The 11,620-nt window shown below is 69.0% G+C and carries 13 protein-coding genes; 3 read left to right on the top strand and 10 right to left on the bottom strand.

What is annotated here, in order from left to right:
- Positions 1-2: 2 nt before the first annotated feature.
- From OHA11_RS27050 to hemL, 5 genes are all read right to left on the bottom strand, one after another.
- Positions 3-806: a cytochrome c biogenesis CcdA family protein gene (locus OHA11_RS27050; protein WP_266500678.1), complete on the bottom strand. Its 804-nt coding sequence runs from the start codon at positions 804-806 to the stop codon at positions 3-5.
- A gap of 6 nt (positions 807-812) precedes the next feature.
- Positions 813-1,544 carry a TlpA disulfide reductase family protein gene (locus tag OHA11_RS27045; RefSeq protein ID WP_266500677.1) on the bottom strand — a complete coding sequence of 244 codons (732 nt, stop codon included), beginning with the start codon at positions 1,542-1,544 and terminating at the stop codon, positions 813-815.
- Between the two features lie 101 nt (positions 1,545-1,645).
- Positions 1,646-2,956 carry a hypothetical protein gene (locus OHA11_RS27040; protein WP_266500676.1) on the bottom strand — a complete coding sequence of 437 codons (1,311 nt, stop codon included), beginning with the start codon at positions 2,954-2,956 and terminating at the stop codon, positions 1,646-1,648.
- A gap of 170 nt (positions 2,957-3,126) precedes the next feature.
- The gene (locus tag OHA11_RS27035) at positions 3,127-3,801 is read right to left on the bottom strand and encodes a histidine phosphatase family protein (protein WP_266500674.1); all 675 of its coding nucleotides are present in this window, start codon (positions 3,799-3,801) and stop codon (positions 3,127-3,129) included.
- Entirely contained in the window at positions 3,798-5,198 is a 1,401-nt protein-coding gene (gene hemL, locus OHA11_RS27030) for a glutamate-1-semialdehyde 2,1-aminomutase (protein ID WP_266500672.1), read from the bottom strand. The genes OHA11_RS27035 and hemL overlap by 4 nt, the downstream gene beginning before the upstream one ends.
- Before the next feature lie 441 nt (positions 5,199-5,639).
- Between hemL and OHA11_RS27025 the strand changes: the two genes are divergently transcribed.
- Positions 5,640-6,299, top strand: coding sequence for a hypothetical protein (locus OHA11_RS27025; protein ID WP_266500671.1), 660 nt, complete (start codon positions 5,640-5,642; stop codon positions 6,297-6,299).
- Positions 6,300-6,507: 208 nt separating this feature from the next.
- Here OHA11_RS27025 and OHA11_RS27020 read toward each other — a convergent pair whose 3' ends face one another.
- From OHA11_RS27020 to OHA11_RS27005, 4 genes are all read right to left on the bottom strand, one after another.
- Positions 6,508-7,119 carry an HAD family phosphatase gene (locus tag OHA11_RS27020; protein ID WP_323186779.1) on the bottom strand — a complete coding sequence of 204 codons (612 nt, stop codon included), beginning with the start codon at positions 7,117-7,119 and terminating at the stop codon, positions 6,508-6,510.
- 59 nt (positions 7,120-7,178) lie between these two features.
- On the bottom strand, positions 7,179-7,736 hold the full coding sequence (locus OHA11_RS27015; protein WP_266500668.1) for a GNAT family N-acetyltransferase: 558 nt from the start codon (positions 7,734-7,736) through the stop codon (positions 7,179-7,181).
- Between the two features lie 100 nt (positions 7,737-7,836).
- Positions 7,837-8,667, bottom strand: coding sequence for an MIP/aquaporin family protein (locus OHA11_RS27010; protein ID WP_266500666.1), 831 nt, complete (start codon positions 8,665-8,667; stop codon positions 7,837-7,839).
- 139 nt (positions 8,668-8,806) lie between these two features.
- Positions 8,807-9,121: a helix-turn-helix transcriptional regulator gene (locus OHA11_RS27005; RefSeq protein WP_266500664.1), complete on the bottom strand. Its 315-nt coding sequence runs from the start codon at positions 9,119-9,121 to the stop codon at positions 8,807-8,809.
- Positions 9,122-9,244: 123 nt separating this feature from the next.
- On the opposite strand from OHA11_RS27005, the gene OHA11_RS27000 reads away from it, so the two are divergent.
- Both OHA11_RS27000 and OHA11_RS26995 read left to right on the top strand, forming a co-directional pair.
- Positions 9,245-9,880, top strand: a complete 636-nt coding sequence (locus OHA11_RS27000) for a low molecular weight phosphatase family protein (RefSeq protein ID WP_266500662.1) — start codon at positions 9,245-9,247, stop codon at positions 9,878-9,880.
- Positions 9,881-9,928: 48 nt separating this feature from the next.
- Positions 9,929-10,351 carry an arsenate reductase ArsC gene (locus OHA11_RS26995; protein WP_266500661.1) on the top strand — a complete coding sequence of 141 codons (423 nt, stop codon included), beginning with the start codon at positions 9,929-9,931 and terminating at the stop codon, positions 10,349-10,351.
- 107 nt (positions 10,352-10,458) lie between these two features.
- Here the strand turns inward: OHA11_RS26995 and OHA11_RS26990 are convergent, their stop codons facing one another.
- Positions 10,459-11,547 (bottom strand): low specificity L-threonine aldolase, encoded by a 1,089-nt coding sequence (locus tag OHA11_RS26990; RefSeq protein ID WP_266500658.1) that lies wholly within the window; start codon positions 11,545-11,547, stop codon positions 10,459-10,461.
- Positions 11,548-11,620: the final 73 nt, after the last annotated feature.

Below are 11,620 nucleotides of genomic sequence, written 5' to 3'. Positions count from 1 at the left end.
GATCAGACCCCTACCGTGAAGCCGTCGGACCAGCCCTGCATCTCCTGCACGATGCTGTCCCACGCGCCGGTCAGCAGCAGCAGACCGGTCGCGATCATCATTCCGCCGCCGACGCGCATCACCCACACGTAGTGGCGCTTAACCCAGCCGAAGGCGCCGAGCGCCCTGCGGAAGGCGACGGCCGCGAGGACGAAGGGCACGCCCAGACCGACGCAGTACGCGACCGTCAGTATGGCCCCACGCCCGGCGCTCGCCTGGTCGAAGGCGAGCGCGTTCACGGACGCGAGGGTCGGTCCGATGCAGGGCGTCCAGCCGATCCCGAAGAGCGCGCCGAGCACGGGGGCGCCTGCGAGACCCGCCACCGGCCGCTGGTGGAAGCGGAATTCGCGCTGGGTGAGCCAGGGCATCAGGCCCATGAAGAAGACGCCCATGGCGATCATGAGCCCGCCGAGCACCTTGGACAGGACGCTCTGGTGTTCCAGCAGGGTCGACCCGAAGTACCCGAAGAGGGCGCCGCCGGAGACGAACACCGCGGTGAAGCCGAGTACGAAGAGCGAGGCGCCCGCGACCATCCGTCCCCGGCGCGCGTCGGCGAGGTCGGTGCCGCCGACGCCGGTGACGTACGACAGATAGCCGGGCACGAGCGGCAGTACGCACGGTGAGAAGAAGGACACGAGCCCGCCGAGGACCGCGATGGGCAGGGCGAGCAGCAGGGCGCCGCTGTAGACGGTCTCGTTCCTGTCGGTGACGGCGGCGAGGTCGACCGTGGTGGCGAGGTCAGTGGCTGCTGCGGCGAGAAGGGACACGAGCCGTCACTTCTCCGCGAGGATCGGCTTGAGCATCTTGCGCAGGCTCGCCTCGCTGAGCGCCGACAGCGAGCGGGAGGCGACCTTGCCGTCCCGGTCGAGGACGAGCGTGGAGGGGATGGTCTGCGGGTTGAGCGTGCCCTTCTTGAAGCGGAGCATGAGCTTGCCCGTCGGGTCGTACAGGCTCGGGTACGTGACCCCGTGCGCCTTCTCGAAGGCGACCGCCGGACTGGTGCTGGTGTCGCGGGTGTTGATGCCGACGAACTGCACGCCCTGGTCCTTGAGGTCCTCGGAGACCTTGACGAAGTTCTTCGCCTCCAGTCGGCACGGGCCGCACCAGGAGCCCCAGACGTTCAGTACGACGATCTTGCCCTTGTAGTCGGCGACGTCGAGCTGCTTGCCGTCGATGGTCTTGCCGGACAGTTCGGGGGCCGCGACCCGGCTGGCCTGCTTGACCGTCGCGATGCCGTCGGAGCCGGTGATGAAGCCGGTGTTGCCCGTCCCGCCGGACCTGCCCCCGGACCCGCACGCGGACAGCAACAGCGCCGCGACGACGGCCCCGCCGGTCAGCACAACGGCGCGGCCACGACTACGGCCGTGACCGTGGCCGTGGCCGTGGCCGTCGCTGTGAGCGGGACCATGGGCGAGATCACGGGCGGGGCTGTGGGCGCGGTTCGTGCGGTTCGTGCGCTGAGGGGTCCGGATCGAGCGCTGGGGGGCGCGGCTGGCGGCACTCATGTGAAAAGTTTCGCATGTCCGTTCCGAGGATCTTGCCCACCCCCCTCGCGGGCGGAAACCCGCATGTCAGACGCCATTTCGGGCACTGCTCCCGGTGGCCGTCAGGCGGCGTTGCCCGAGCCCTTCTCCGACCCGTTCGCGGAGTTCGTGCCGACATCACCGAGGAACCCGTTCCAGCCACCGGCCGGTTCCTGCCCCACGCCAAGGGACCGCAGCTTCTCCAGGACGGCCGGGTCCTGCGCGTCGAGCCAGTCCACGAACTGGCGGAACGACACCAGGCGTACGTCCTTCTTGCCTGCCATGTGCTTGAGCGCGCCCTCGACGGCGTCCATGTATATGCCGCCGTTCCACTGCTCGAAGTGGTTGCCGACGAAGAAGGGGGCGCGATTTGTTCCGTATGCCCGCTCGAAGCCCGCTATGTAGGCGTTGGTCGCCTGCGTGCGCCAGGCCGGGTAGTTGGCGGGCGGCGCCTGGGTCGTGTTGATCGACTGGTTGGCAAGGATGTTGTAGTCCATCGAGAGGACCTCGAAGGTGTGGCCGGGGAAGGGGATCGCCTGGAGCGGCAGGTCCCAGAGGCCGCCGTTCTTCCTGGGCCAGACCTGGGTACCGCCGGGCGAGGAGGCGTCGTAGCGCCAGCCGAGCTCGCGGGCGGTGGGCAGCAGGCCGCTCCGGCCGAGCAGACAGGGGGTGCGCCCGCCGATGAGTTCCTTCTCATAGTCGAAGGGCAGCGCGGGCACCTCGGCCTCGCTCCAGCCCGTGTTCGTACGCCATTCCTTCACGAAGGACTTCGCCTGGGCGATCTCGCTCTTCCACTGGGCGGGCGTCCAGTTGGCGACCGTGCCCGTGCCGCCGCAGAAGTGGCCGTTGAAGTGCGTGCCGATCTCGTGGCCGTCGAGCCAGGCCCGCCGGACGTTCTTCAGCGTCGACTTGATGTGATCGTCCGTCAGATAACCGATGTCGGACGCGCCCGGAGCGTTGTTCGGCGGGAGGTATGTACGCTTTTTCGACTCGGGGAGCAGATAGAGCCCGGAGAGAAAGAACGTCATGCTCGCGTCGTGCTCTTGGGAGAGTTTCAGAAATCGCTCGAAGAGGCCATTGCCGACATCGCCCGCGCCGTCCCAGGAAAGGACGACGAACTGCGGCGGGGTCTCACCGGGTTCGAGAGGCCGGGGCTTACCGGGCTGATTGGGCTGCTTCCCGGTGAAGGAGGTGGAACCGTCACCTATGAGACGCGCGGGGCGATCACCGCCGTTTTTCCCGCCGGTACCTCCATTGCCACCACCGCCACCGCCGTTGCCACTACCAGTGCTTCCGGAGCCGTTGCCCAGCGCCGTACCGCAGCCCGCGAGTCCCACCGCGGCCGCGGCCCCGACTCCGAGCCCCAGCATCCCCCTCCGGCTGATGTCACGCATTCCGTCCCCCATTTCGTCGCGCCGCTATCCCCATACCGAACGGACATGGAGTTAGAGGGCGCGACGAACACCGGGGTTCCCGGTCACGCGAAGATATTTAGGTGACTCTGCGAAGATCACCGAGCGGCGAACGCAAATGCGATAAGGGCCAAAGGCCCCGAGCGGAGTGCCTACGCCCCGAATGCCTTGGACTTTCCCTTGACCGGCTTGGCCCCGGCAAGCAGATGCGCCGGTACAAGATCCCGCGCGGGCTCGGTGTAGCCCACGGACACGATCTTGTCGCCCTGGTAGGTGAAGGTCGTCAGCGAGGCGAGCGTGCACTGCCGCTTCCGCGGGTCGTGCCACAACCGCCGCCGCTCCACGAAGGACCGCACGATCCAGATGGGCAGCTGATGGCTGACGCACACGGCCTCATGCCCCCGCGCCGCGTCCTTCGCGGTGTCGAGCGCCCCCATCATCCGTACGACCTGCTCCATGTACGGCTCGCCCCAGGACGGCTTGAACGGGTTGACGAGGTGCTTCCAGTTCTCTGGCCGGCGCAGCGCACCGTCCCCGACCCCGAAGGTCTTGCCCTGGAAGACGTTGGCGGCCTCGATCAGCCGGCCGTCGGTCGCGAGCTCCAGGCCGTGCGACTTGGCGATCGGCGCGGCCGTCTCCTGCGCCCGCTCCAGCGGGGAGGAGACGACATGCGTGATGTCGCGGGACGAGAGGTGATCGGCGACCCGCTCGGCCATCTGCCGCCCGAGCTCGGAGAGGTGGTAGCCCGGGAGTCGCCCGTACAGAACCCCGTCCGGGTTGGCGACCTCGCCGTGCCGCATCACGTGTACGACGGTGATGTCACTCATGCTGCCGTGGCCTCCGCTGCTGCCCGTGCCGCCGCCGGAAGGGCGTCGGCGATCCGCTGAACCGCCCGTTCGTCGTGCGCCGTCGACACGAACCAGGACTCGAACGAGGACGGCGGCAGGTAGACACCCTGCTCCAGCATCGAGTGGAAGAAGGCGGTGAAGCGGTACGACTCCTGCGCCTTCGCGTCCTCGTAATTGCGTACGTCGCCCTCGGTGAAGAAGACGGAGAACATGTTGGACGCATTCTGTAGCCGGTGCGCCACACCTTCCTTGGTGAGGGCGTCCGTAACCAGCGTACGGATCTGCTCGGACACCGCGTCGATCTTCGCGTACGCGGCGTCGTCGAGCAGTCGCAGCTGCGCGAGTCCGGCGGCGGTCGCGACCGGGTTCCCGGACAGCGTCCCGGCCTGGTAGACGGGCCCGACGGGCGCGAGGTGCGCCATCACATCGCTCCGCCCGCCGAAGGCGGCGGCCGGGAATCCGCCGCCCATGACCTTGCCGAAGGTCATGAGATCGGGGGTGACGCCGTCGATCCCGAACCATCCGGCCCTACTGGTACGGAAGCCGGTCATGACCTCGTCGGAGATGAAGAGCGCGCCGTCGGCGGCGCAGACGTCCTTGAGCCCCTGGTTGAACCCGGCCCCGGGCGGCACGACACCCATGTTCCCGGGCGAGGCCTCGGTGATCACGCAGGCGATCTCACCGGGATGGGCCCGGAAGACCTCGCGCACGGCGTCGAGATCGTTGTACGGCACGACGATGGTGTCCCCGGCCTGGGCGCCGGTGACGCCGGGGGTGTCGGGAAGCGCGAAGGTGGCGACGCCGCTGCCGGCCGCGGCGAGCAGCGCGTCCACATGCCCGTGATAGCAGCCGGCGAACTTCACGACCTTGGCGCGCCCGGTGAACCCGCGGGCCAGCCGGATCGCGGACATGGTGGCCTCGGTCCCGCTGGACACGAGCCGCACCTGTTCGAGGGGCTCGACCCGCGCGACCATCTCCTCGGCGAGCGCGACCTCGCCTTCCCCCGGCGTACCGAAGGAGGTGCCGCGGGACACGGCCTCCTGGATCGCCGCGATCACCTCGGGACGGGAGTGGCCGAGGATCATCGGCCCCCAGGAACAGACCAGGTCCACGTACTCCCTCCCGTCGGCGTCGGTGAGGTAGGGGCCGCTGCCGGACACCATGAACCGGGGCGTACCGCCCACGGCGCGGAACGCGCGGACGGGAGAGTTCACGCCACCGGGCGTGACGGCCGCCGCACGGTCGAAAAGGGTCTGCGAGACCGGCGCCTCGTAGGGGTAGGGGACGGCCGCCCGCGCCGCCGGCGCCTCAGGGACCTCGGATACCTCAGGCGCCTCGGGTGACGCACCGCCGGAGATGTTGTTCGCCTCTGCCATGCCCTTCAGCGTACGGCCCGGGTGGGGCCGCTTCGGCTCTGCCCCGGGGAGTCCACCACAGGGCGCACCCGGGGGAAGGGCGGCGAACACGCCACCCTCCGGACGCCCTCCGGACGCCCCACAAGACAACCCTCAGGACAACCCTCCGGGTGCCCGATTTCCCCCATATCTGCTAATCGGCTGGGGAACGGTATACCCTGCTGTCACGTGATACCGCGCGCCGCTCCACTCTTCGTTGGTCACCGCCAGCGCGAACTACCTAGACTCCCTGAAGGAGCCGCTCTCGGGGATAGTTGACTTCACGTGCGTGGGGTCGGACCACGGCGACGGACAAGTGTTTCAACGCACGTTTCGGCGGGCGGTCGTGGGGGAGGTCACTCTCACGATGATCGGGTTGCGTGGCGGGGGTCGCGCGCCTTAGAAAAGCAGTCGGGTGGAGATATGCATCGCGGTGGCGGACTGGGCGAGGGGACCGATGACCTGGGTCCTCGGCGTGCCCGACAGGGAAAGCACCGACGCGAGGCGGAAGCGGCCGAGACACGTCAGGCGCAGGGATCGCAGGGCGAACCTGAGCGGATCGCCCCGTCGAGCCGTATGGACGGTATGGACTACACAGACCGCGGGGCAGACCAGCTCAGGGCAGGAAGCGGGAATGGTGGCCGGGTGGGGGTGACCTACAAATACTTCGGGGCCCCGGACGGCGCGACCGCCGCTCGCGTCCCGATCTCCATGCGACCCGAGGAACTCGGCGGCGACGAGCTCGGTATGAACGGCATGTTCACCAAGATCAAGCCGGAGACCATGGCCGCGATGGTCCTCACCGGCATCGAGGGCATACCTCTGCACAAGGTGCCCCCGCTGGAGCTCGTCGTCCTCCATCCCGACTACGCCGTCGTCAAACTCCCCATGACCGTCGTCGACCCCCTCCGCGGCATCGGCGAGGAGGCCGTGGGCGCGGCCGCCTTCATCTGGTCAACGGTCCCGGACCGCGGCGGCCCGCGGGACGCGTACAACGTGTACCAACTGCTGCACGAGTGGCAGGACTTCAGCCATCGCTTGCATGAGGCGGGGCATCAGCCGTATTGCCTTGTGTGGCCGTGATCTGGGGCTTCACAGGTATCGCTGATTTTGCCGGCATCTCTGGTATCGCTGGTTTCGGGCGGGGCTTTCGGGCTCCGCCCTCGTCATGTGACGAGTGGGGCCGTTGCGCCTACGGCGGTCCGGCTCAGCGAATTCTCTCGTCAGCCGCCAGCACCTGCGCGCAGTCGAGCACCCCGAGAATTGCCCTTGCCTGAGGGCTCGACGGAGGTCACGTGGACCCACGGTCCTGAAGTAGTGCGTCCAGGACCGCCGCGGTCGCCGCGGGGTCCGTCGTATGGTGCACCGTCCGGATGCCCAGGGCCTCCGCCGGCGGCAGGTTAGCGAGGCGGCCGTCCACGAACACGCACTCGTGTCCGGCCAGGTCAAGCTCCTCCAAGACTCGCTGGTAGATGCGCGGTGACGGCTTGCGCACGCCCTCCAGTTCCGACAGCACGACCGCGTCGAAGAAGTCCTCGTACATGCCCAGCGCCTCGTACGGGTTGTACGGCTCGATCCCGAACGAGTTACTGAGCATCGCGAGCTTGATGCCGGCCTCGCGGGCACGCTGTGCCGCGGCCACGATCCGCGGCTCCGGGCGCAGGTTGGCGAGCGCGCGCCGCATCAGGTCTGTCGGGTCGATGCCCAGGATGCCGCCGATGACGCGGTTCCAGTCCTCCTGCGTCGCCTCCCCGACCTCCAGGGCGGCGTACACCGCGATGCCGTCCGGATGTTCTCCCAGAGCGCGGAAGTAGGTGTCAGGGGGCAGGCCCTCGGACCTTTCGAACGCCTCACCATTCAGCCTCATGCGAGTGGTCAGGACTCCACCGAAGTCGAGTATCAAGCCACGGTATGGGGCGGGCAATGCGGCCTCCTTGGTGAACTGGGGTTCGGAAGGAAGTGTTACGTCGGTTCGGCGGACCGCCACTCGCGGTCGAGGATCGCGTGCACGACGGAGTCCCGCCACTTTCCGGCTTTCAGGACGTGCTCGCGGATCACTCCTTCCTCGACCATGCCGGCGGCTGCCATCGTCTTGGCCGACGCTTCGTTGAGGGGCGATCTCGCTCCCCAGATGCGGTGAAGGTCGAGGTCGTCGAAGCCTAGGCCGAGCAGCAGCCGTACCGTCTCCATGCCGTAGCCCACACCCCACGCGTCGGGTCTCAGGGCGAAGCCCACGGTGGCGCCGCGTTGCTGATGCGGGTCGGCGGCCAGTCGGCCGGACCCGATCAGTTCTGCCGTGTCCCGCTCAATGACGGCGAGCGCGTGCTCAGTGCGCGGGGGTGCGGTTGCGGAGGCCATTGACCGGGTCACGATCTGCACGACCTGTTCGCGGGAACGGGGTTCGACCGACAGGTGCTCCGTGGCTTCAGGGCTGCCGTAGACGGCGAGCAGCGCATCCACGTCATCGAGGGCGAGTTCCCGCAGATCGAGGCGTGGGCCGGAACGTCTGACCGGGTACATGTCGTGGACCCTACCCACGAAGCAGCGCCGTTCGACTTCCCCGTACTCAAAACGGAGCCCGGACGCGGCGCGCAGATCGCCAACACCTGCGCCCTACGGCTCATTCGGCCGGTCGGCCGCGCATGAAGATAAGCGCCACCAGTGCCAGACCGGCCACCGCGCCGACGAGTTGGGCTCCGATGAACCCCGGGACCGAACCCGGTGCGATGCCCGCGAACGTGTCGGTGAAGGCGCGGCCGATCGTCACCGCCGGGTTGGCGAAGGAGGTGGAGGAGGTGAACCAGTACGCGGCGCCGATGTAGGAGGCGATCGCGACCGGGGCGAAGCGGAGGCGGTCCGTGCGGGCCAGGCCGAAGATCAGCAGGATCAGGCCGGCGGTCGCGACGATCTCGCCGAGGAGGAGGTGTCCGGCTGAACGGTCGTGTGTGGACCACTTGACCAGCGGTTCGCCGAACATCGCATCCGCCAGGATCGCGCCCGCGATGGCGCCGACGATCTGGGCGGGCAGATAGACAGCCACCTCGCGCGGGGTGACCCCGGCACCGCCGCGGCGGGCGGTCCACCACTCTGCGAGCGTGACCGCGGGGTTGAAGTGCGCGCCGGAGACCGGACCGAGGAGCGCGATCAGGACGCCCAGGCCGAAGACGGTGGCCGTGGAGTTGGCCAGCAGTTGCAGGCCGACGTCCTTGGTGAGGTCGGTGGCCTGGATGCCGGAGCCGACCACCACCGCCACCAGGGCAGCGGTACCCACCAGTTCGGCCGCCGCCTTGGCCGGCAGCGGCGGAGCCTGCGGCGGGGTGGCACCCGGGGCGGGCTGCGGTTCGGTTCCGGGCGAGGGCGAGGGCGAGGGGGCGGCAGCGGGCGTGGGAGCGGGCGCGGATTCCTTCGCCCTGTCGTGCTCGGCGTTATCGGCAGCCTCGGTGGCGGTCAACAGGACTCCTCGGTGCGGTCGCCGGAGCGGAAGGGCGGGACGGGACGGGGTGGGGTGGAGTGGAGTGAGGTGGGGCGGGGTGGAGTGAGGTGGAGTGGAGATCAAGGACAGGGCCGCTTGACCCTGTTCACGGCAGGTATCAAGGACACGACCGCTTGACGTCGTTCTCGGCGGTGGCCCGTGCCGTCTCCGCCAGGTCGGTGAACTGGCCCGCCAGGGAGGCGATGACGTCGGGCTTGAGGCGGTAGTAGGTGAACCGGCCGCACGGCTCCGTCTCCACGACCCCGGCCTCGCGCAGCACCTTCAGATGGTTGGAGAGGTTGGTCTGGCTGGCCCCCGTCTCCTCGATCAGGTGGGTGCTGCAGAGCGTCTCCTTGGCCAGCAGGGTGACGATCCGGAGCCGGAGCGGGTCAGCGAGAACCCGCATCAGATCAGTGTCGACTGACATCATCATGGGCTGATACTCTCACATCAACCTCACATCATTCTGGGCTGATACCAGTCCGGTCCGATCGTTTGATCTTTGGGATCCCTGTCTCGGCACTCGTCGGGACCCACACCCCCGAAGGGGTTTCCCATGACCGCATCTCCGCTCCCCGTCCTGCCCGACGAACGCCTCGCGGCCGGCATCGCCCGCCTCGCCCACCGCTACCGCGGGTGCTTCGCCGCCGAGACCATCCAGCGCCTGGTCATCGACTCGTACGAGCGTCTCGCGGAGCACGCCCGCGTCCGTACCCATCTGGTCGTGCTGGCCGAACGACTGGCCGCCGAGCGACTGGACGCGCTCGCGCACATCGAGGGCGCCCCGGGCAGCGGCCTGCCCCGCGTTCTGTTCGTGTGCAGCCAGAACGCGGGCCGCTCCCAGCTGGCCGCCGCGCTCCTCGCGCACCGCGCGGGCGGGCATGTGGTCGTCTCGTCCGCCGGTACGTTCCCGGCCGCCGAGGTCGAGCCGGTCGTCGCGCAGGTGCTGACCGAGGCCGGCCTCGACCTCTCCGACGCGTTCCCCAAGCCGCTGACGGACGAGGTCGTGCGGGCCGCCGACATCGTCATCACCATGGGCTGTGGGGACGCCTGCCCCGTACTCCCGGGCCGCCGCTACCTCGACTGGCCCGTCACCGACCCCGAGGGCGCCCCGATAACCGTCGTACGCGGCATCCGCGACGAGATCGACGCCCGTATCGAGGAACTGCTCGCTTCACTGCCGCGCGCCTGAACCCGCCACTCCCCCAACGCTCTTGATCCGATGACGAAGGAAGAACCGATGTCCTCCAGCCCGCTCGCCTCCGTGCTGTTCGTCTGCGTGCACAACGCCGGCCGGTCGCAGATGGCCGCCGGATTCCTCAGCCACCTCGCGGGCGGACGGATCGAGGTCCGCTCCGCCGGTTCCCTCCCCGGCGACCAGGTCAACCCCTCCGCGGTCGAGGCCATGAGGGAGGTCGGCGTCGACATCTCCGACCAGAAGCCGAAGGTCCTTACCACCGAGGCCGTGCAGGCGTCCGACTACGTCATCACCATGGGCTGCGGCGACGCCTGCCCGGTCTTTCCCGGCAAGCACTATCTCGACTGGGCCCTCGAGGACCCGGCCGGCAAGGGCGTCGAGGCCGTCCGTCCGATCCGCGACGAGATCAGGACCCGGATCGAGGCGCTGATCGCCGAGATCGATACGAAGCAGGACAGGAAGTAGGACTGGAAGCGGGGCACGAAGCGGGGCACGAAGTAGGGCGGGAGGCAGGACAGGAGGTAGGACGGGAAGCGTGACTGGCCTCCGTGTCGGACGCCACCGGCCCGCGGTCAGCGGGTGTGGTGGCGGACCGCCTCCAGGAGTTGGTCGATGTCGTCCGCGCTGTGCGAGAAGGCGGTGACGAAGCGGACGATCCCCGGTTCCCAGCGGTCGTGGTAGAAGGTGTAGCCCTCGGCGAGGAGTCCTTCGGTGACCTGCTGGGGCAGGCGGCAGAAGAGGATGTTGGCCTGGGGAGCGGCCAGCAGACCCGCGCCGGGGATGGACTTCAGGCCGTCGCCGAGGCGGGTGGCCATCTCGTTGGCCCGGCGGGCGTTGCGCAGCCACAGGCCGTCGGTGAGGTACGCGTCGATCTGGGCCGCGTGGAAGCGCATCTTGGAGGCGAGCTGGCCGGCGCGCTTGGCGCGGAAGGCGAGCTCGGTGGCGAGTGCCGGGTCGAAGGAGACGATGGCGTCGGCGGTCATCGCGCCGTTCTTGGTGGCGCCGAAGGACAGGACGTCGATGCCGGCCTGCCAGGTCATCTCGGCCGGGGTGGCGCCGAGATGGTCCAGGGCGTTGGCGAAGCGCGCGCCGTCCATGTGGACGCGCAGGCCCGCGTCCTTGGCGATGGCGGACAGGCGGCGGATCTCCTCCACGCTGTAGACGCTGCCGCTCTCGGTGGCCTGGCTGATGCTCACCACGGACGGCTGCACGCTGTGTACGTCACCGGCCCGGCGCCGCACCGCCACGCGCAGCGCCTCGGGGTCGATCTTGCTGTCGGGGCCCGGGACGCCGACCAGCTTGGCGCCGTTGGTGAAGAACTCCGGAGCGCCGCACTCGTCGGTGTTGATGTGGCTGTCGGGGTGCGAGAGCACGCTGCCCCAGGGCGGGGTGAGGGCGGCCAGGCTCAGGCCGTTGGCGGCGGACCCCGTGGAGACCGGGAAGATGTCGACGTCCCGCTCGAAGATCTCGCCGAGCCTGCGGCGGGCGCTGTCGGTGAAGGGGTCGTTGCCGTACGGCGGGACCTGACCGGTGGCCGCGTCGGCGACGGCCTGGGCTATCTGCGGGGACGCCCCGGCCATGTTGTCGCTCATGAAGGCACGGCTGGAGGGGGTGACGGGGATGACGGGCGTGACCGGCGGGACGGGGATGGTGGCGCTCATGAGGGGGCTTCCTCGGTCTCAGGGGGCTCAGGAGGCTCAGCTCCTGATCGAGGTCAGGTGCCGATCAGGTGCT

The organism is Streptomyces sp. NBC_00878 (assembly GCF_026341515.1).
Lineage (GTDB): Bacteria > Actinomycetota > Actinomycetes > Streptomycetales > Streptomycetaceae > Streptomyces.
The sequence above is the reverse complement of the archived record's forward strand: the minus strand, read 5'-3'. Positions and strand labels throughout refer to the sequence as shown.